Origin of the sequence: Janthinobacterium sp. BJB446, from assembly GCF_002735655.1 — a bacterium.
Classification (GTDB): Bacteria; Pseudomonadota; Gammaproteobacteria; order Burkholderiales; family Burkholderiaceae_D; genus Janthinobacterium; species Janthinobacterium lividum.
In genome coordinates this window covers 1,265,585-1,286,600 of sequence record NZ_PDZK01000001.1, presented here as the reverse complement: position 1 = coordinate 1,286,600, position 21,016 = coordinate 1,265,585, and the positions used below count along the sequence as shown (strand labels likewise).

17 protein-coding genes are annotated in these 21,016 nt (G+C 65.3%); 7 read left to right on the top strand and 10 right to left on the bottom strand.

Annotation, left to right across the window (positions count from 1 at the left end; all coding sequences use genetic code 11):
* The first annotated feature begins 205 nt into the window (after positions 1-205).
* The 6 genes from CSQ92_RS05685 (at position 206) to CSQ92_RS29300 (ending at position 7,202) form a co-directional block, all read left to right on the top strand.
* Entirely contained in the window at positions 206-850 is a 645-nt protein-coding gene (locus CSQ92_RS05685; RefSeq protein ID WP_099393489.1) for a hypothetical protein, read from the top strand.
* Between the two features lie 128 nt (positions 851-978).
* A complete protein-coding gene (locus tag CSQ92_RS05680; RefSeq protein WP_099393488.1) occupies positions 979-1,605 on the top strand; it encodes a response regulator in 627 nt (208 codons plus the stop codon).
* 35 nt (positions 1,606-1,640) lie between these two features.
* A complete protein-coding gene (locus CSQ92_RS05675; protein ID WP_052140072.1) occupies positions 1,641-2,003 on the top strand; it encodes an Hpt domain-containing protein in 363 nt (120 codons plus the stop codon).
* Positions 2,000-3,493, top strand: coding sequence for a response regulator (locus CSQ92_RS05670; protein WP_099393487.1), 1,494 nt, complete (start codon positions 2,000-2,002; stop codon positions 3,491-3,493). Before CSQ92_RS05675 ends, CSQ92_RS05670 begins: the two co-directional genes overlap by 4 nt.
* 97 nt (positions 3,494-3,590) lie before the next feature.
* Complete coding sequence (locus CSQ92_RS05665; RefSeq protein ID WP_099393486.1) at positions 3,591-7,043, top strand: response regulator; 3,453 nt, start codon at positions 3,591-3,593, stop codon at positions 7,041-7,043.
* Positions 7,044-7,076: 33 nt separating this feature from the next.
* Entirely contained in the window at positions 7,077-7,202 is a 126-nt protein-coding gene (locus CSQ92_RS29300; RefSeq protein ID WP_257219132.1) for a hypothetical protein, read from the top strand.
* Between the two features lie 7 nt (positions 7,203-7,209).
* On the opposite strand, the gene CSQ92_RS05660 is transcribed toward CSQ92_RS29300, so the two are convergent.
* The 9 genes from CSQ92_RS05660 to CSQ92_RS05620 form a co-directional block, all read right to left on the bottom strand.
* Complete coding sequence (locus CSQ92_RS05660) at positions 7,210-8,421, bottom strand: NnrS family protein (RefSeq protein ID WP_099393485.1); 1,212 nt, start codon at positions 8,419-8,421, stop codon at positions 7,210-7,212.
* A gap of 136 nt (positions 8,422-8,557) precedes the next feature.
* Entirely contained in the window at positions 8,558-9,220 is a 663-nt protein-coding gene (locus CSQ92_RS05655) for a response regulator (RefSeq protein WP_034781594.1), read from the bottom strand.
* Between the two features lie 23 nt (positions 9,221-9,243).
* Positions 9,244-11,130: a type IV pili methyl-accepting chemotaxis transducer N-terminal domain-containing protein gene (locus CSQ92_RS05650; RefSeq protein WP_306532415.1), complete on the bottom strand. Its 1,887-nt coding sequence runs from the start codon at positions 11,128-11,130 to the stop codon at positions 9,244-9,246.
* A gap of 44 nt (positions 11,131-11,174) precedes the next feature.
* Positions 11,175-12,161 (bottom strand): GTP 3',8-cyclase MoaA, encoded by a 987-nt coding sequence (moaA, locus tag CSQ92_RS05645; protein WP_070279447.1) that lies wholly within the window; start codon positions 12,159-12,161, stop codon positions 11,175-11,177.
* Positions 12,162-12,263: 102 nt separating this feature from the next.
* On the bottom strand, positions 12,264-13,010 hold the full coding sequence (locus tag CSQ92_RS05640) for a peptidylprolyl isomerase (protein WP_034781603.1): 747 nt from the start codon (positions 13,008-13,010) through the stop codon (positions 12,264-12,266).
* Positions 13,011-13,025: 15 nt separating this feature from the next.
* Positions 13,026-13,712 carry a respiratory nitrate reductase subunit gamma gene (gene narI / locus CSQ92_RS05635; RefSeq protein WP_099393483.1) on the bottom strand — a complete coding sequence of 229 codons (687 nt, stop codon included), beginning with the start codon at positions 13,710-13,712 and terminating at the stop codon, positions 13,026-13,028.
* Positions 13,713-13,739: 27 nt separating this feature from the next.
* Positions 13,740-14,396, bottom strand: coding sequence for a nitrate reductase molybdenum cofactor assembly chaperone (narJ, locus tag CSQ92_RS05630; RefSeq protein ID WP_231958226.1), 657 nt, complete (start codon positions 14,394-14,396; stop codon positions 13,740-13,742).
* Between the two features lie 9 nt (positions 14,397-14,405).
* Positions 14,406-15,956, bottom strand: a complete 1,551-nt coding sequence (narH, locus tag CSQ92_RS05625) for a nitrate reductase subunit beta (RefSeq protein ID WP_034781611.1) — start codon at positions 15,954-15,956, stop codon at positions 14,406-14,408.
* 1 nt (position 15,957) lies between these two features.
* Entirely contained in the window at positions 15,958-19,656 is a 3,699-nt protein-coding gene (locus tag CSQ92_RS05620; protein WP_099393482.1) for a nitrate reductase subunit alpha, read from the bottom strand.
* A 245-nt stretch (positions 19,657-19,901) separates the two neighbouring features.
* On the opposite strand from CSQ92_RS05620, the gene CSQ92_RS05615 reads away from it, so the two are divergent.
* Complete coding sequence (locus tag CSQ92_RS05615; protein ID WP_099393481.1) at positions 19,902-20,273, top strand: ribonucleotide reductase subunit alpha; 372 nt, start codon at positions 19,902-19,904, stop codon at positions 20,271-20,273.
* Here the strand turns inward: CSQ92_RS05615 and CSQ92_RS05610 are convergent.
* Entirely contained in the window at positions 20,259-20,954 is a 696-nt protein-coding gene (locus CSQ92_RS05610) for a carbonic anhydrase (RefSeq protein WP_034781617.1), read from the bottom strand. The two genes, CSQ92_RS05615 and CSQ92_RS05610, sit on opposite strands and share 15 nt — an antisense overlap.
* Positions 20,955-21,016 lie beyond the last annotated feature (62 nt).

Here is a 21,016-nt window from a genome sequence, read left to right as displayed (position 1 = left end):
CATGCCGTGTGGCTTTTTATACACGAGCTGAGCGTACAGCCCGCCACAACCATATGATTTTTGATGAAAAAAATAAATAAACTAAATAAACAACAAATTTCTCGAATAAAACGATTTTTTATCGTAAAATGAAAACATCCAAGCCAAGCATTTCAGGTCAGTCATCACGCAGGATCACTTGCATAGACCGCACTGGAGCACTGCCATGAACGCATTCCTTGCCATTCACCCTTTCCTTCGCTGCGAAGACCTGTCGCTGATGCGTCCGGCGCTGGCGCTGGCAGGCCTGCTGTTGCTGCTGGCCGCCCTGCTCTGGCGCCGCACCCGCTGGCACCAGGCTGGCCGCGCGCCGGGCGCTGGCGGCACGCCGGCCGATCTGCATGCGCTGCTGCAAACGCGCAAGGCGGCGGCGCCGGCCAAAGCGGCTGACAGCGCACCGCCGCCGCAAGCGCCCAAGGCGCCGGATACGCCGCCATTCGAGGCAGCCCGCCTGGACGCCATGTTCGGCCACGACCGGCGCCTGCAGGGCGAGATTCTGGCACTGTTCGTGGCCGAGTCGCGCGACCGCCTGGCCGGCATCGCCCATGCACTGCGCTGCGAGCGGACGGCCCCGGCAAGAGTGCTGGCGCAGGAAATTCTCGACGGCAGCCACGCCATGGGCTTGCTCCCCTTGCAGGCGCTGGCGCGCCAGGCCGTGCATGCGGGCTTTTCCAACGATATCGGCGCGCTGCGCCGCCTGCACGCGGAACTGCTGGTGGCGCTCGATGCGCTGTCGCAAGCCGTCACGGCCCTGCAAACGGCGGACGTGGCGCGGGCCGATGACTGCAGCGGCGTAGCAAGCCAGCCATGAGCGTGCATCAGGACCCGGTGCGCGACATGCAAGGTTTTTAGTGAATTCATCTAATTCGTTAAAATTGATTTCTTCAGCGCGATTGCGTATCATTCCCTTTAACTTCATCCGCGACCATAGAACCCATCATGCACACTGCAGACGTTTGCACTACCCAAAAGGCCGCCGAAATCCTCGGCATCTCGGTCACATCGGTGCAGCAACTGGTCGAGGCCGGCGTTATCGAAGCCTGGAAGACCAAGGGTGGCCACCGGCGCATTCCCCTCGCGGCTGTCGAGGCTTACAAGGGCAATCCCGGCCAGCCGGGCCAGGACCAGCGCGCGGCGCGGACCAGCCGCCCCGCCCCATCGGGCCGCCCGCCCTCGATTTTGGTGATCGAAGACAATCCCATCGAACGCGCGCTGTATGAAAAGCAGATCGGCGCATGGGGCTTGCAGGCAAGCTTGCGCTTTTGCGAGAACGGCTACCAGGCGCTGATGGAAATTGCCCGCGACCAGCCCGATATCCTGCTGGCCGACATCATCATGGAAGGCATCGACGGCTACGAGGTGATCCGCACCATCCTGGCCGACCCGCTGCTGGCGGACATGCACATCGCCATGCTGTCGAGCCTGACGCCGGAGGAACTGGAAGAACGGGGCGGCGTACCGCCCGGCGTGGTGTTCTTTGCCAAGCCCGTCAATTACGACGAACTGCGCGGCTATCTGCGCGCCTGCTGCGCCGGCCATGCGCGGCGCAACAGCCTGGCCGCCTAGCCCGCCACCGCTTCCCCTCTCGTCCCGGAGCCGCCATGCCAGCCTATCGCCACATCGATCCTGCCGTGCTGTTCCAGGCCACCGGCCGCGACCTGGAGATGTTCCGCGCCCTGTCGCAGACCTACCTCGATACGTCGCCAGCCATGTTTGCGCGCGTGGAGCAGGCCGTGCGCGGCGGCGCGGCGCAAGCCATCGTGCATAGCTGCCATACCTTGCGCGGCACCGTGGTCCTGCTGGGCGCCAGTACCCTGGTGGCGCGGCTGGCGGAACTGGAGCACCTGGTGCGCCACCGGGGCGTGGCGGCGCCGGGCTGGCTCGCTGAAACGGCAGCGCTGGTCGGCGCAGTGGAGCAGGAGGTACGCCGCAGCATGCTTGAATACACGGGCGCGCAGGCATGAACGCGCGCCAGGCCCTTCTGCGTCTGGCGCACCGCTACCGGCCACGCACCACGGCGGCCGTCGCGGGCCTGGTGCTGGTGGGCCTGCTGGCGCTGGGCATCGTCGTCTCCGGCGTGCTGCTGCACCACGAAGCCGTCGATGACTGGAAACAGGACCTGTCCAAGCTGTCGCTGCTGCTGGCGGAAAACACGGCGCAGAGCATGACGGCGGCCAGCCTGGTGCTCGACAGCGTCAGCAACGAAATCGAAGCCGCCGCCCCCGTGGACGCGCAAGCGCTGGCAGCAACCGCCGGCACGCCGGCCATGCACCAGATGCTGTTGCACAAGATCGGCGGCGTGCCGCAAGTGGATGTGGTGTCCATCGTCGGCAGCGATGCCAGCGTGCTGGCCTTCAGCCGCGCCTTTCCCGCGCCCCCCATCCGCCTCGACGAGCGCGACTACTTCGAGTATCACCGGCGCCATGCGGACGGCGGCATGCATGTCAGCGCGCCCGTGCAAAACAAGGGCAATGGCGCATGGACCTTCTATATCAGCCGGCGCATCAGCGGGCCGGACGGCCGCTTCCTGGGCGTGGTGCTGGTCGGCCTGTCGTGCGACTTCTTCAGCAAATTCTTCCACAGCACCAGCATCGGCGAACACACGGCCTTTTCCCTGTACCGCAGCGACTACACGCTGCTGGCCCGCTGGCCGGCCGTGCCCGCCATGATGGGCAAGCGCAACCTGACGGGCAGCACCTACCGCCTGCTGGAACAGGGCAAGACCGATGGCGTGCTGCAAGTGGACTCGCCGCGCGCGGCCGACCAGGGACGCGCGGTCAACCGCCTGGCCGGCATACGGCTGGTACGCGACTATCCGCTGGCCATCAACGTGACGGTGACGGACGAGGTCTACCTGGCGGGCTGGCGGCGCATGCTGCGCACCATGGGCGGCGCGGCCGTGGTCAGCCTGCTCGTGCTGGCCGCGGCCATCGCCCTGATCATGTCCCTGCTGCGACGCCAGGAGCGCGACGCGGCCATGGCGTCGCAGACGGGCGCGGAGGCGGCGAATGCCGCCAAGCCGCCGGCGCCCGAGACAGCGCCGCCATCCGCATCCGAATCTGCACCGGCGCCGGCGCCGGGCGCGCGCATCCTGCTGGTCGAGGATACGGCGCTGAACCGCCAGCTGGTATGCCTGCAGCTGGGCACCTGCGGCTACAGCATCGACACGGCGGAGAACGGCGCGCTGGGCCTGCAGGCGCTGGCCGAACAGCAGTACGACCTGGTCCTGATGGATGGCATGATGCCCGTCATGGACGGCTACCAGGCGTGCCAGGCCCTGCGCGCCCGCGAAGCGGCCAGCGGCGCGCCACGCCTGCCCGTCATCGCCCTCACGGCCGGCGTCACCGCAGACGACCGGCAGCGCTGCGTGGCGGCCGGCATGGACGATTATCTGGCCAAGCCCTTCACGGCCGCCCAGCTGCGCGCAATGGTCGAGCGCTGGCTGGTGCGCTAGCCGGCGGCTGCCGCCTGGCGGCAAATTGGCCACACTATCACCTGCGTAGTCATGCGTAAAAGTTGTTCTCCGTGCATATCAGGTATAGCATCGCCACATGAGCTATCACACAGATGCGGCGGCGTTGCGCAGGCGACTGATCGAATGGCTGTTCTTGCTCCTCGGGCTGCTGATCGTCGCTGCCGCCCTCGCCTACGCGCACCTGGCCGAGGCGACGCGGCACGATGCGGCCGAGCGTGAACGGCTGAGCGTGCTGACAGCGCTGCTGGCAAAAAATATCGAAGTCGACCTGGCGGCGACGAATCAGGTACTCGACGGCGTGATCCGTGATTATCTTGCCGCCGGCGCCGCACCCGACGCCGGGCAAGCCCTGCCACGGCGCCTGGCCGCGCTGGTCGACGCCATGCCGGGCGTGCGCACCATGCTGGTCATCGATGCCAGCGGCAAGCCGGTCGCCACCAACATCCCGGAGCTGGCCGGCCAGGATTTTTCGCGCCGCGGCTACTTCCAGACGGCGCGCGACGCGCCCGATGCGCGCATGCTGTATATCTCGGCCCCTTTCCTGTCCTTCAGGCGGGACCTGGTCATCACGGCGTCGCGCATGGTGCAGGACCGGCAAGGCCGCTTTGCCGGCGTCGTGGTGGCCACCTTCGACCGCGAATACTTCACGGCCAAGTTCCGCACCGCCATGTATGCGGCCGATGTCTGGGCCGTGGTGGTGCATGGCGACGGCCGGCAATTCCTGAACTATCCGGCCAAAAGCGCCAATGGCGGCAATGTGGACCTGCCCGGCAGCTTCCTGCGGCGCTTCCGCGACAGCGGCTACCAGGCGGGCGTGCTGAGCGGCGTCGAGATTGCCGGGGCCGGTGCCTCCGCCGCCCCCCGCGTCATGGCCATGGCGACCATCGCCCCGCCTGAGCTGCACATGGACCGCGCCCTGATCATCGGCCTGAGCCGCGAAGAAGCGGCCATCGCCGCCCCGCTGCGGCAGCAGGCGCTGGGTTACACCCTCTGCTTTGCCATGCTGGCCCTGGCCGCGGCCAGCCTGCTGTTCTGGAGCCAGCGGCGGCGGCGGCAGCAAGCCGCCTGGCAGGTGGAGCAGGAAAGGGAACGCCAGGCCATGCAAGCCGTGTCCGATAGCGAAACGCGCTTTCGCACCTTGATCGAAGATGCGCCCGTGGCGATCGCCATCCTGCGCCACGGGCACTTCGTGTATTCCAATCCCCGCTACCGCCACCTGCACGGCTACGCGCTCGAGGATGACCTGAGCGGCCTGCCCTGGCGCACCATGCTCACGCCCGCCTCGCAAGTGGCGCTGGCAAGCAACGAGGCGCTGATCGAGGCCGATTCGGCCAGCGAACAGATGTTTGAAGCCGTCGGCGTGGACAAGCAGGGCCGGCCCGTGCCCATCCTCAAGACCAGCACGCGCGTGATGCTCAAGGATGGGCCGGCCACGCTGATCTTTGCCCAGGATATTTCCGCGCAAAAGCAGGCCGAGGCGGCCATGCTGCTGGCGCGCGATGGCGCCGAGGCGGCCAACCGTAGCAAGGCGGAATTCCTCGCCAACATGAGCCATGAAATCCGCTCGCCGCTCAACGCCATCCTCGGCATGGCATGGCTGCTGGAAAGGGGCAGCCAGGATGAAGAAGGACTGCTGATGACGCGCAAGATCCGCGCCGCCGGCCAGTCGCTGCTGGGCATCATCAACGACGTGCTGGACGTCTCGAAAATCGAGGCGGGCCACATGACCATCGAGCAGGCGCCGTTCCGCCTGGCCGAAGTGATCGAAAAGATTGCCGCCAGCATGGGCGTGGCCGCGCATGACAAGCCGGTTGAGGTGCGGATCGGGCCGCTGCCCGATGGCATCGACCACGTGCTGGGCGACGCGCTGCGGCTGGAACAGGTGCTGGTCAACCTGACCAGCAATGCCATCAAGTTCACCGCGCAAGGCACGGTCGAGCTGACGAGCACGCTGGAGAGCCGGGACGGCGACGCCGCCGTGCTGCGCTTTTGCGTGCGCGACACGGGCATCGGCATCGCCCCCGAAGTGCAGGAAGCGATCTTTTCCGCCTTCGCCCAGGCCGACACTTCCACCACGCGCCGCTTCGGCGGCACGGGCCTGGGCCTGACCATCTGCCGCCAGCTGGTGCGCCTGATGGGCGGCGCCCTGCACCTGAAAAGCGCATTGGGCCAGGGCAGCGCATTCAGTTTCACGGTGCCGCTGCAACTGCTGCCCGCCGGCGCCCTGTCAGCGCCCGACATGCAGGGCATGCAGGACCTGCGCGTCTTGCTGGCCGATGGCAACGCCGGCACGCGCGAAGCGGTGGGCGCCGTGGCGCGCGGCCTGGGCTGGCACGTGCATGCCGTGTCCGGCGGCCAGGCGGCACTCGATTATGCGCTGGCCTGCGCCGGGGATGCGCGGCCCGGCGTAGTGCTGCTGGCCGCGCGCATGCAGGGGCTCGATGGCGAAGCCACGGCGCGCGCGCTGCGCGAATACTTGCCGCCGCAGGACTGTCCCGTCGTCATCCTGGCAGCCAGCGGCGCGCCGGCGACAGCACCCGCGCGACGGTGCACCGACCCGGCCAATGCCGCCGATGCCATCCTCAACGAACCGGTGACCGCTTCCAGCCTGTACAACGCGACGATGGAGGCGCGCCAGCAGCGCGCCAGGGCCGCCGGCCTGGACGCCAGTCTCGTTCCGCTGGAAGAGCGCCAGCTGGCCGGCGTGCGTGTGCTGGTGGTCGACGACAGCGAGATCAACCGCGACGTGGTCAAGCATATCCTGTGCGACCAGGGGGCCGTGCCCTCATTCGCCTGCGATGGCCGGCAGGCGCTGGACTGGCTGCTGGCGCACCCCGCCGACGTCGACATCGTGCTGATGGATGTGCAGATGCCCGTCATGGATGGCTTGCAGGCGACGCGCGCGCTGCGCCAGCTGCCGCAATTCCAGGACCTGCCCGTAGTGGCACTGACGGCTGGGGCGTTCCAGACACAGCGCGCGGCGGCGCTGGAAGCGGGCGTGAACCATTTCATCAGCAAACCGTTCGACGTGCCGCAGACCATAGCCCTGATCGCGCGCGCGCACCGGCGCCATGCGCAAGGGCTGCCGTCCCTGCCGCCGTCCATGGCCGAAATGGCGATGCCCGTGCCGCCAAACGGCGCGGCGCCCGCGATCGACCTGGCGCAGGGGATGGCGCAGTGGCTCGATGCAGCGCCCTACCGCCAGCATCTGTCGCACTTTGGCAGCACTTATCGCAACACGGTGGACGCCATGCGCGCCCTGCTGGCGGCCAATGCCCGCAGCGACGCCGCCGCGCTGGCGCACAAGCTGGCCGGCGAGGCCGGCAGCCTCGCCCTGCCTGCCACCCTGCATGCGGCCCGGCATGCGGAACAGCTGCTGCACGCCGGCGACGATGCGGCCGCCGCCCTCGATGCACTGGAACAGGCGCTGGCGCAGGCCATCGAGGCCGTCGCCGCCTTTACAGCACAGACGCCGCCGCCCGAGCAGATGGCCATACCAGAAACGCAACATGGCCGGGCATGCCAATGATAAACTTGCCAATATGAAAATTTGGGAGACGCCATGATCTGGTGCAGGGATTTACTGCTGAAAGCCTTGATGCTGGGCCTGCTGCTATTCGTGGTGGGCGAATCGCTGTCCTACTGGACGCCGGAAATCAGGAAACTGCTGGCCTGGCGCCCTTCCTGATACCAGCCTAGCCTTCGCGGCCATCCACCCTGGCGCGCCACAGGTACGGCGCATACACGCACGCATACAGGCCAAAGGCCAGCGACCAGCACGCCCCGGCCGCCAGCAGCAGCGGCATGGAGAGCGAAACGGGACCGACGGCGGCCAGCAGGCGCGCCAGCGCGCCCAGCTGGATCAGCCAGTACATCGCCGCTTCCGCCCTGCCGCCTTTCAACGGGCGGCCCGTGTGGCCCAGGGTGGTGCGCGTCATCATGCCGATGATCAGGCCCGCCATCGACCCCACCGTCAGCGCGTGAAACGCGGCGCTGGCCGGCAGCAGGTGCAGGCTGGCCAGCGCCAGCAGCGCGAAGCCGATGCCGATCCACGCATACGACAGGTGCAGTATCCACAGCAGCGGCACGCGCAAGGTGCGCTGTGGCTGCCATGCCAGCAAGTTGGCCAGCGACACGCCGGCAGCACAGAAGGCCAACGGCGCCGTCAGCCAGGCCGGCGCACCAGCCAGCCACGCGATCGCAGCCGCCGCCATGCAGGCCACGGCGATCAAGGCCCGCTGCGGACTGGCCACGGGCGTACTGCCTGGCGCGCCATTGCGGGTGAACATGGGAATCACGCGCGCGCCGATCACCGATTCGATCAGCACGATGATGAAGATGGCCGCCTGCACGGGCACAAACAGCGACAGCGGCAGCCAGCCCAGCACGGACGCGTGGAACAGGCCATTGGCCAGCGCCAGCAAGGCCAGCAGACCGACGAGGAACAGGTTGCGCGTATTGCCCGAGCGGCGCAGCACTAGGTACAGGGGCCAGGCGGCCAGCGGCAGGAACAGCCAGTCGACCAGCGCTGGCAGCAGGCCGGCGCCGCACAGCATGGCCACGCGCCCCGCCAGCCACAACGCTGCCAGCGCCATCAGCTGGGCGCCGTGCGGCGTGGGCAAGCCCGTCCAGTTGCGCCCTGCCGTGTAGAGGAAACCAACAACGACGGCCAGCGCGAAGCCGAACACCATTTCATGCATATGCCAGCCCAGCCCCACGTGCAGGCCGCCCGCAAGCACGCCGAAATAGCTGGCTAGCCACAGGGGAATGCTGATGGCCGCAAACACGGCCGCCAGCAGGTAGAACGGGCGGAAACCCAGTTGCCAGACGGCGTGGCCGGCATGCCAGGGCGCCGCGCCAGGGGCGGCGGCAGAAGGAGATGGTTCGCTGATCGGGGTGATGGCCATGATGGGCTCGCTTTTAAAGATATATTCAATATACTACTTTAAAAGCACAAGGACGGCTATCGGCAAAAAGAACTAGCGAAATAGATGGCAGTGGTGGGCTTGGGTCCGACCCGGCGGGCCAGACCCTTCTACCGGGCTACTTGCCCTGGCGGTGCTCGACCGCATACACGGCAGCCTGCACGCGGCTGGTGAGGTTGAGTTTTTTCAGCACATTCTGCACGTGGATCTTGACCGTGCTTTCGGCCAGGTCGAGGGTGCGGGCGATGCCCTTGTTGCTCTCGCCGCGCGACAGGCAGTCGATGATTTCCTTTTCGCGCGGCGTGAGCTTGTCGAGTTCCGACACGGGTTCCTCGCGCCGCGTGCCCGCCTGCAGCTGCGCCACCAGCTTGCCCGTCATGGCTTCGGCGATGACGACTTCGCCGGCGGCCGCGCGGCGGATGGCGCGCACCAGGTAGTCGGCATCGATATTCTTGATCAGGTAACCGCAGGCGCCCGCGCGCAGGGCCGTCGCCAGGTCTTCCGCGTCTTCCGACACGGTCAGCATGACGATGGCCGTGTCGGGGCAGTCGTGCTGCATCAGTTGCAGCGCTTCGACGCCGGACATGCCGGCCATGTTCAGGTCCAGCAGCACCACGTCGGGCTGCAGCTGGATGGCGCGCTTGATGCCTTCCACGCCATCGGCCGCCTCGCCCACGACGGAAAAATCCGTATGCCGCTGCAGCAGCGAGCGTATGCCGCTGCGGAACAGCGCGTGGTCGTCCACCAGCATGACGGTGATCGGTTTATCGGGAGTCTCCATTTTTTGTACTTTCAGATAGTTACTTAGGCGGCGCGGCGCTGTTCGCGCGACAGGTGCAGTTCGACGGTCGTGCCGCCGCCGGGGCAGGCGTGCACGTCGAACGTGGCGTCGATGCGCTGTGCGCGCTCGCGCATGATATGGATGCCGACATGGCTGTCGCCCTTTTCCAGCACGGCGGCAGCATCGAAGCCGACGCCATTATCGCTGATCGTCAAGGTAAAGTCCTGGTGATCGGCGAGGCGCACCTCGACGTGGCTGGCCTGGGCGTGCTTGCGGATGTTCGACAGCGCTTCCTGCACGATGAATAATAACTGCAATTGCTGCTCGCGGGGGAATGGCGCGCCGTCGACGTCGGCCAGCAGATCGGCCTCGATGCCTGTCTGGCGGCGGAATTTGTCCACCGCCGCGCGCAGGGAGCCGATCAGGTCATCCTCCATCAGGCGGCTGCGGAAGTTCGCCAGCAGCTCGCGCACGTCCTCGTAGCTTTCCTTCACGCCAGCATGCAGGGCCGGCACGATGCCCGCCACCTCGTCGAAACGGGCGTTGCGCACGGAGTCGTCGAGCATCTGCACTTGCAGGTTGAGGAAATTGAGGCTTTGCGCGATGCTGTCGTGCAGGCCTTGCGCCACCAGGTTGCGCTCTTCGGAAATGGCCATTTCGCGCTCGCGCGCGGCCAGGCGCAGGTTTTCCAGCGCGATGCCCAGCAGCTGGCCCAGGGTTTCCAGCAAGGCCAGCTCGCGCGCGGAAAACACGCGCGCATGGCGGAAATGCAGGTTGAAAAAGCCCAGGTGCTGTTCATGCGCGTGGATATGGAAGACGGAGACGGTGGCAAAGCCTTCGCGGTGGCAGCGCAGCTCGTGCGCCTTGTCGATGCGGCGCATGTCGTGCACCTTCGCCACCTTCATCTCGACGGCCGTGCCGCACAGGCAGTCGCCCACCTTCAGGCAATGCTCGGACGCCACCAGTTCCTCGGACAGGCCCGTGTGCACCACCATGTGCAGGTTGCCCCGCTCGGCGTCGAGCACGCGCACGGTGGAGCCATCGGCTTCGAAATAGTCGACGATGCGCTGCATGAAGCCGCCGCAAATGTCTTCCAGGGGCTGCGGGCGCTGCAAAAAGGCGGCGCTTTCGTACAGCAGCGCCAGTTCGCGGTTGCGGTATTCGAGGGTGGCCGTCTTGCTGCGCACGCCCTCTTCCAGGTTGCCGTACAGCGCCTGCAGGCGGTCGGCCATCTGGTTGAAGCCACTGGCCAGCTGGCCGAATTCGTCATTGCTTTCCACTGCCAGGCGCACGCTGAAATCGCGCTCCTTCATGCGCTGCATGCCAAGGCGCAGCCGCGTCACCGGTTCGATGATCAGCATGAACATCAGGTAGATCATGCTGACCGTACCGATGACGGCCATGCCGACGAGGATCAGCTGCGAGGCGCGCAGCCAGAAGGTGCGCTGTTCGCTATCGTGCTCGATCAGGCGCACCAATTGATCGACCTGCCCCACGAAGGTATCGGCGTCATGCTCGAACTGGCGCGCGCGCGCGGTGGAATCGGCGGCCAGCGCGGACGGACGCAGGGCGCCGCGCCAGGCAACGCCGATGCGCTCGAATTCCGACTTGATAGCCGTGCTGGGAGGCAGGAACAAGGGGCGCTGCGGGTCGCCGTGGCCGATCTTGGCCAGGGTCTCGTCGATCAGCATCGCCTGCTGGCGCGCCTGTTCGCGGGCGTCGCTGGCAAGCAGCAGAGTCAGGCGGTAGGTCTGCATGCGCAGCCGGCCCGTCTCGTTGATGGCGGCCGAACTGCCTTCCAGCTGCCACGACAGGAACAGGGTGCAACCGATGGCGCTCAAGGCCAGCACCAGCATGAGCAGCAGCGCGCCGACGATCTTGGTCGACAGCTTCTGCCAGGAGGAAAACATCGCCTTGAATTTCATACCGCCCTTGAATGTAAATGCAAACTGCCTCAGCCGCCCGTCTGTGCCATGAACCGGATGATTTTATCGGGCTGCGTATTAAAATCATGCTGCTGCGGCTTGAGTTCGATGGCGGCGCGGATCGCCGCTTCGATCTCCGCATCCGTGGCCCCGCCGCGCAGCATGGGGCCGAAGGCGAATTTCTCTTCCTGGCCCAGGCACAGGTACAGGGTACCATCGACGGACAGGCGCACGCGGTTGCAGGTGGCGCAAAAATGCTGCGACATGGGCGTGATGAAGCCGATGCTCGAGCGCCCGTCGGCTGTCGCCATGTAGCGCGCCGGCCCGCCACCGAGCTCCATCGCCTGCGGCACCAGGCCAAAGCGGGCCGCCAGGCGCTCGCGCACGGGGCCCAGCGGCATGTAGCAGGCATTGCGGCCCGTGCTGCCCATGGGCATGGCTTCGATCAGGCGCAGGATGAACTGCTGCTCGATGCAGAACGCCGCCATGGCCTCGATCTGGCCGTCATTGACGCCGCGCATGGCCACCATATTGATCTTGATCGGGTCGAAACCGGCCGCCTTGCCCGCCATCAGGCCATCCAGAATCGGTTGCAGGCTGTCGCGCCCCGTGATCTGCTGCATGCAGGCGCGGTCCAGCGAATCCAGGCTGACGTTGATGCGGTCCACGCCCGCCGCGCGCAAGGCCACGGCATGCTTGCCCAGCTGCGTGGCATTCGTCGACAGCGACAGGTCCTGCAGGCCAGGCAGCGCCGTCAGCCGCTGCGCCAGTTGCGGCAGGTTGCGCCGCAACAGGGGCTCGCCGCCCGTCAGGCGCACGCGGCGCGTGCCGAGGCGAACGAAGATGCCCAGCAGGCGCTCGATCTCGTCGAACGTCAGCCAGTCCTTCGGTTCCTCGAAGCCGCGAAAGCCCTTGGGCATGCAGTAACTGCAGCGCAAATCGCAACGGTCGGTAACGGACAACCGCACATAATCGATCGAACGGCCAAAACGGTCCTGCAACTTGACGCTACCCATGACGCTACTCCTGTTTCTTTCTTGATTGTAAAGGCTGGGGCACGATCTGGCTGTGCCCCAGAAGGCCTAGCGGCCTACGCCTTTCGGACTACGCCTTTCAGCCTACTGAACCAGCGGACTGGCTGTGCCTTCCAGCTCGACACCGGCGATCTCGGCGCGCCCCACCAGCAAGTGCAGGTACTGGTGCACGGCGCGCTGCCACGCGGCGCGCGACAGGCGGTCGGCGATCTGCGCCTGCACCGCCTCATAGGCGATGGCCTGGCCTTCGACGCGGCGCAGTACTTGCACGATGTGGTAGCCGAAGCGCGTTTCCAGCAAGTGGCCGGCCAGCGCGCCCTCTTCCAGGCGGAACAGCAGCGCGTCGAATTCCGGCACGCTCTGGCCCGGCGACAGCTGGCCCAGATTCCCCCCCAGGGCGCCGGACGGGCAGTTCGAATACTGCGCCGCCAGTTCGCCGAAACGCTCGGGCGCCAGTTTCAGGGCATCGAGCACAGCTTGCGCCGTCGTGCGCAGCAGCTCCAGCGGCGCCTCGGGCGTCACCTGGAACAGGATGTGGCGCGCCTCGACCAGCGCCCCGCTACTGAACAGCTGCGGGCGCTGCGCATAAAAGGTGCGGCAAGCCGCATCGTCGGCGGGCGGCACGCGCACCTCCTGCGCAAACAGCGCTTCGATGCGGTCGTCAGTACTGCCGCCCTGCACGCCGAGGCGTTCGGCCTCGTCGAGCAGGAGCCGGCGCAGCACCAGTTCATGCACGGCCTGTTTCAGCGGATTGCCGGCGCCGTCGTGATGCGGCAGCTCCTGCGCGATGTCGGCATCGTCGATATCGATGCCATTGACGGAGATTCCCATGATGTAGCTCCTTTCTTAGCGGCGGCGCACCAGTTGATAGGCGCGGCCCAGATATCCAATGGCGCCAAAGCCGCTCCACACGTGCACCAGGCGGGTGAACGGGAAGATGACGAACAGCGACATGCCCATGAACAGGTGCAGCTTGAACACCAGCGGCGCATCGACGATGAAGCTGGCCGCGTCGCCGCGGAAGGTCACGATGTGCTGCGCCCAGTTCATCAGCAAGACCATCATGTGGCCATCCATGTGCGAAGCCGAGACGAAGATCGACGACAGGCCCAGCAGCAAGGTCAGCAAGATCCACACCATCACCAGCTTGTCGCCGGCCGTGGTGACGGCGCGCAGCCGTGCATTGCCGAAGCGGCGCGCCAGCAGGATCAGGATGCCGACCAGGCACAGGCCGCCCATCACGCCGCCGGCCGCCATGGCCACGCCCTGCTTCAGGCTATGCGACACGCCCAGGGTATCCCATACCCAGACAGGGGTCAGCAAGCCGGCCGCATGGCCGAACAGCAGGCCGATGATGCCGATGTGGAACAGGATATTGCCCAGGCGCAGGCTGCCGCGGTGCAGCAGCTGGCTGGAATCGGACTTCCACGTATATTGCTCGCGGTCGAAACGGATCAGGCTACCCAGGAAAAAGATGGCCAGCGCGATGTATGGATAAATGCCATACACAAATTGATGCAAGTAATTACTCATGATGTACTCTCCTCATGCGGACGCGATTCAAGCGGCGCGCCGCGGCTGCGGGTGAAAATGCACGGGATGGACGCCGCCCGGCGCTTGGCGCAGCAACGGCTCGACGCCGTCCGCACCGGGACCGAAGGTTTCCAGCGCTTCGTCCATGTCGCGCACCGGCGGTTCGGCCAGCATTTCTGCCGCCACGGGGCTCAGCCGTTCGAGCAGCGTGAAGACGGGCGCGTACGGGCTGCCGTTGGCCGTCAGCTTGCGGCCGATGTGCGCCAGCACGTGGACGGCGTCGCCCAGCAGCGGTGCCGAGACTTCCTCGTCGAGCTGCGCCAGAAACTCCAGGAACAGGGGCACGAAGTCGGGCAAGTCGTCGCCCACCATTTGCAGGCCGTGGCGCTTGTATTCCTCCATCAGGTCGACCATGGCCTGGCCCCGGTCGCGCGATTCGCCGTGGATATGCTCGAACAGGTGCAGCGAGTGCGACGGATTGCGGTCGAAGGTGGCCACGTACTGCTGCTGCAGGTCGATCAGGCTGCTGCTTTCCAGGTGCGCCAGCAAGGGCCGCAGCAGCGCGTGCTGCTCCGGCACGGCCGCCAGCGCGGCGCCGAGCTGCGGCAGGTGCGCGATCAGCTCTGGCTCGGGATACAGCAGCAGGCGAGACAGGACTTGGTAGTGATGCATAGCGTGTTCCATATGAGCTCCTTAAGCGCCTGGCGCCGTTTTGCGCGACTTCGGCATCTGCATGAAGATGGCCGAACCGTGCTTTTTCTTGCCGAACAAGGTCGGCTCGCTGGTGCCGTCCGAGCAGCCATTGCCGAAGCTGAAGCCGCACGAACCCTTCTCGTTGAAACTGTCCTCGGCCATTTCCTTGTGGCTGCTGGGGATGACGAAGCGGTCTTCGTAGTTGGCGATGGCCATGATGTGGTACATGTCCTCCACCTGCGCCTTGGTCAAGCCCACCTGTTTCAGAACCGTGAGGTTCTCCACCTTCTCGACGGTCTTGCTGCGCATGTAGGCACGCATGGCCAGCATGCGGTCCAGTGCCGTGACGATGGGCGGCTGGTCGCCGGCCGTCAGCAGATTGGCCAGGTACTGCACGGGAATGCGCAGGCTTTGCGTGTCCGGCAGCATGCCGTTCACGCCCAGCTTGCCCGATTCGGCCGCCGCCTGGATCGGCGACAGAGGCGGCACGTACCACACCATCGGCAAGGTGCGGTACTCGGGATGCAGCGGGAACGCCACTTTCCACTCGACGGCCATCTTGTAGACGGGCGACTTGACGGCCGCTTCCAGCCAAAGGTCCGGGATGCCCTGGCGGCGCGCCTCGGCGATGATGGCCGGGTCGTGCGGATCGAGGAACAGGTCGAGCTGCGCCTGGTACAGGTCCTGCTCCTGCGGCACGGAGGCGGCAGCCTCGATCTTGTCGGCGTCGTACAGCAGCACGCCCAGGTAGCGTATGCGGCCCACGCACGTTTCCGAGCACACGGTCGGCTGGCCCGCTTCGATGCGCGGGAAGCAGAAGGTGCACTTCTCCGCCTTGCCGGACGACCAATTGTAGTAAATCTTCTTGTACGGGCAACCGGAGATGCACATGCGCCAGCCGCGGCACTTGTCCTGGTCGATCAGCACGATGCCGTCGTCTTCGCGCTTGTACACGGAGCCGGAGGGGCAAGACGCCACGCACGTCGGGTTCAGGCAATGCTCGCACAGGCGCGGCAAGTACATCATGAAGGTGTTTTCGAACGTGCCGTACATCTCCTTCTGCATGTTGTCGAACAGTTTATCTTTGCTGCGCTGGGCGAATTCGCCGCCCAGGTCATCTTCCCAGTTCGGACCCCACTCGATTTTCTCCATCTTTTTCCCCGTCAGCACGGAGATCGGACGGGCCGTCGGCGGCGTCTGCGACAGCGGCGCGCTTTGCAGGTGCTCGTAGTCGTAGGTGAACGGCTCGTAATACTCATCGATGGCCGGCAGGTTCGGGTTGGCGAAGATGTTGGCCAGGATTTTCAGACGGCTGCCCTGGCGCGGCTCGATCTTGCCCGCGTCCGTGCGGCGCCAGCCGCCATTCCACTTGTCCTGGTTTTCCCACTGCTTCGGATAGCCGATGCCCGGCTTGGTTTCCACGTTGTTGAACCATGCGTATTCGACGCCGTCGCGGCTGGTCCATACGTTCTTGCAGGTGACGGAACAGGTGTGGCAGCCGATGCACTTGTCCAGGTTCAGCACCATGCCGATTTGCGCTCTGATTTTCATACTATGCTCCTTCTTCCTGCAACGGGCCTTCGAGCCAGTCGACCTTGTTCATCTTGCGCACCAATACGAATTCATCGCGGTTGGAGCCCACCGTGCCGTAGTAATTGAAGCCGTACGCCAGCTGGGCGTAGCCGCCGATCATGTGCGTCGGCTTGGGCACGGCCCGCGTCACCGAGTTATGGATGCCGCCCCGCTTGCCCGTCATCTCCGCGCCAGGCACGTTGATGATCTTTTCCTGGGCGTGGTACATCATCGTCATGCCGGCCGGGATGCGCTGGCTGACGATGGCGCGCGCCGTCAGGCTGCCGTTCACGTTGAACACTTCGATCCAGTCGTTGTCGACGATGCCGGCCGTCTTCGCGTCGGTCTCCGACAGCCACACGTGCGGTCCGCCGCGCGACAGGGTCAGCATGCGCAGGTTGTCCGAATACGTGGAGTGGATGCCCCACTTCTGGTGCGGCGTCAAAAAGTTCAGCGCCAGTTCCTTGTTGCCGTTCGGCTTGGTGCCCAGCAGCGCTTCCGTCGTCTTCGTGTTGATGGCCGGCTTGTACACGCACAGCCCTTCGCCGAAATCGCGCATCCACAAATGATCCTGGTAGAACTGCTGGCGGCCCGTCAGGGTGCGCCAAGGGATCAGTTCATGCACGTTGGTATAGCCGGCCGTGTAGCTGACTTCCTCGCTTTCCAGGCCCGACCAGGTGGGAGAGGAAATGATCTTGCGCGGCTGCGCCTGCACGTCGCGGAAGCGGATGCTGTCATGCTCGCGCGGCAGCGCCAGGTGCGTATGCTCGCGTCCCGTGATGGCGGACAGCGCGGCCCAGGCCTTGACGGCCACGTGGCCATTCGTTTCCGGCGCCAGCGACAAAATCATCTCGGCCGCGTCGATGGCCGTATCGAGGCGCGGCTGGCCCTTGGAGACGCCTTCTTCGAGCACCGTGCGGTTGATGCCGCGCAGGACCTCGACTTCATGCCCCGTTTTCCAGGAAATGCCCTTGCCGCCGTTGCCGATGGTTTCCAGCAGCGGGCCGATCGAGGTGAACTTCTTGTACACGTCGCGGTAATTGCGCTCGACCACCGTCATGTTCGGCATGGTCTTGCCGGGAATGGCGTCGCATTCGCCGGCGCGCCAATCCTTGGGATCGAAAGGCTGGCCCAGTTCGCCCGGGGTGTCGTGCATCAGCGGCGTGAGGATGATGTCTTGCTGGGTGCCCAGCAGCTCGCCGCCGATTTCCGAGAATTTCTCGGCGATGCCCTTGTAGATTTCCCAGTCCGACTTCGATTGCCACAAGGGCTGCACGGCTTCCGACAGCGGGTGGATGAACGGATGCATGTCCGACGTATTCAGATCATCCTTTTCGTACCAGGTGGCCGTCGGCAGCACCACGTCGCCATACAGGCAGGTGGTCGACATCCGGAAGTCCAGCACCACCAGCAGATCGAGCTTGCCTTCGGCGGCCGGGCGCACTTTCACCTGCTTCGGCGTGATGCAGTCGTCTTCGTCACTGAGCAAGCCGTTCTGCGTGCCGAGCAGGTATTTCAGGAAGTACTCGTGGCCCTTGCCGGAGCTGCCCAGGATATTCGAGCGCCAGACAAACATATTGCGCGGGAAGTTGGCCGGGTTGTCCGGGTCGTCGCACGAAAACTGCAGCTGGCCCGCCTTGATCTGGTCGAGCGCATATGCGGCCGGCGCCTGCCCCGCCGCCTTGGCGGCCTTGGCCACTTCCAGCGGATTGGTCTGCAGTTGCGGCGCCGATGGCAGCCAGCCCATGCGCTCGGCCTTGGCGTTGTAGTCGAGCAGGGTCAGGTCGCCCGTGCCGCCGGCCGCCGATGGCGAGGCGATATCGCCCGTTTCCAGCTTTTCATGGCGCCACTGGCTCGTGTGGGCATAGAAGAACGAGGTGCCGTTCATCTGGCGCATCGGACGCACCCAGTCCTGGGCGAAAGCCAAAGGCGTCCAGCCCGTTTGCGGACGCAGTTTTTCCTGGCCCACGTAATGGGCCCAGCCGCCGCCCGACTGGCCGATACAGCCGCACATCATCAGCATGTTGATGATGCCGCGGTACGTCATGTCCATGTGGTACCAGTGATTCAGGCCGGCGCCCACGATGACCATGCTCTTGCCGCGCGTCTGGTCCGCGTTTTCCGCGAACTGGCGCGCCACGGTGATGACATCGGCACGTTTCACGCCCGTGTGCTTCTCCTGCCATGCGGGGGTGTACGGCACGTCGTCGTCATAGCTTTCCGCCACGTTTTCGCCGCCGAGGCCACGGTCGATGCCGTAGTTGGCCAGGGTCAGGTCGAACACGGTGGTGACCAGGCCCGTCGTGCCGTCGACCAGGCGGATGGTTTTCACCGGTACCTTGCGCAGCAACATGTCCGACGCATCCTTGCCGCCGAAGTAGGCAAAGCCCACTTCCGTGACGGCATCGCTGTCGTTGATCATGGAGAGCATCGGCACGATAGGCTCGCCGCTGCCGCCCGCTTTTTGCTCCAGGTTCCACTTGCCCGATTCGCCCCAGCGGAAGCCGATGGAGCCTGCCGGCGCCGTGATGGCGCCCGTGGTTTCATCGATGACGAGGGTTTTCCATTCCGGATTGTTGGTTTCGTCGAGGTTGTTGTCCAGGTGCGAAGCGCGCAGGAAGTAGTCGGGCACCAGGGTGCCGTTATGCTCCTTGAGCAGCACCAGCATGGGGAAGTCCGTGTACTGGCGCGCATAGTCGCGGAAGTAGGCGCTCTGCCCTTCCGAGTGGAATTCCTTGAGGATGACGTGGCCCATGGCCAGCGCCAGCGCGGCATCCGTGCCCTGCTTCGGCGCCAGCCAGATGTCTCCGAATTTCACCATTTCGCCGTAGTCGGGCGAGATGGCCACGGTTTTCGTGCCCTTGTAGCGCACTTCCGTGTAGAAGTGGGCGTCCGGCGTGCGCGTCATCGGCACGTTCGAGCCCCACACCATCAGATAGGTCGAGTTGTACCAGTCGGCCGATTCCGGCACGTCCGTCTGCTCGCCCCACACTTGCGGGCTGGCCGGCGGCAAGTCGCAGTACCAGTCATAGAAACTCAGGGCCACGCCGCCGATCAGCGACAGATAGCGCGTGCCGGAGGCATAGCTGACCATGGACATGGCGGGAATCGGCGAAAAGCCGACGACGCGGTCCGGGCCGTATTTCTTGATCGTCAGCGCATTCGCGGCGGCGATGATTTCATTCGATTCGTCCCAGGTGGCGCGCACGAAGCCGCCCAGGCCGCGGATGGACTTGTACTGCTGCGAGCGCACGGGATCCTGGCTGATCCAGTCCCAGGCCGTGACGGGGTCCATGGTCTTGCGCGCTTCGCGCCACATTTCCATCAGGCGGCCGCGCACCATCGGGTATTTCACGCGCTGCGCCGAATACACGTACCAGGAATAGCTGGCGCCGCGCGGGCAGCCGCGCGGTTCGTGGTTCGGCAGGTCGGGCCGCGTGCGCGGATAATCGGTTTGCTGGGTTTCCCAGGTGATCAGGCCATTCTTGACGTATACCTTCCAGCTGCATGAGCCGGTGCAGTTCACGCCATGCGTGGAGCGCACGATCTTGTCGTGCTGCCAGCGCTGGCGGTAGGCGTTTTCCCAGATACGGTCTTCATCGACCACGGTGCCATGGCCGTTTGAAAACGGCTCGGCGGGCTTGCTAAAAAATTTCAGGCGGTCCAGAAAGTGACTCATGCTACCTCCACATTGCGCCGCGGACAGCGGCGCCAGGTCTTAAAAAACGCTGCAAGCAGGATGGCTCAAGCGTCGATACAAACAGTCTATCGATGTGCCGTGCCCGGCGGTATTGGCAAGAAGTCGGTTTCCGGCACCAGGAATGCATAGGCGCGTAGTCACCCGGATAGTCACTATTGCCTATGGGCGGCAAGGCGGCGCTGCGGTATACCTGTCGTCATCGTTCAACACAGAGAAAGAGCACCATGTCGATTACCGATTACGCCAGCCTGCTGCGCAGCGCCCGCAACCAGGAGCAGCCGCAACGCCTGCTGTTCACCTTTACCCAGGCGCAGGCCCAGCCTGGCGGCCAGGGCAAGTCCCTCACGCCCGTGATGTGCGCCGACAAGCTGCCCGAGGAACTGGACAGCTTCGAGACATTGAAAGAGGAGTCGAAACAGATGCAGACGCACTGGGACGTGGTCTTCGTGGCGGGACTGGCGGGCCAGGACGGCCAGCCGCCCGCGGCGCAGGAATGCGAGGCGCCCCTGCGCGCCATGGTGACGGCCATCGAGCAAGGCCGCATCGACAGCCTGCTGGCGTTTGACCGCAGCGGGGATTTGTTACGTTTTAGCTGAATCCGGCCAAGGGCGCTCGTGCAGATGACGCGCCCGTTCGATCGGGCAGACCAGCGGCAAAAACTGCTGCTGGCGCGCCGAATATGCCATCAGGGCCCCGCTGTCGATGTCGAAATACCATCCATGCAGTTTCAACACCCCCTGCTCCACCCGCCGCTTCAGCCAAGGGTAGGTAAGCAGGTTGTCCAGCGACTGCAGGATGCTGGCCAGCTCGCACGCGTGGTGCTGTTCCGCCGACGAGCGGTGCGCCAGCTCGCGCCGCACCCTTTGCGCCACCGGTTCGGCGATGCGCATCCACTGTCCCACAAAGTCCGTTTCCTGGCCTTCCGCGCGCGGCTGCGGTTCCAGCAGCGCGCGGATGCCGCCGCAGCGCGCATGTCCGAGCACGATGACCCTGGCCACTTCCAGCTTGCAGACGGCGAACTCGATGGCCGAGCTGACGCCGGGCGGCGCGTCGGGCGTACACGGTGGCACCAGGTTGGCGATATTACGCACGACGAACATGTCGCCCGGGTCGCTGCCCGTCAGCAGCATGGGATCGACCCGCGAATCGCAGCAGCCGATCAGCAAGGTCGAAGGCCGCTGCCCGTCGCGCAGGCTGTCGTACAAGGTTTGCGGCTCGCTGAAATACTGCTGCTGAAACAGGCTGAAGCCGTTGACAAATTTTTCCAGTTCTTCCATGACTACCTCGAATACTTTATACAGCGCCCGGCAAGCAGGACTTGCCAGGCGTTCTGACGCCA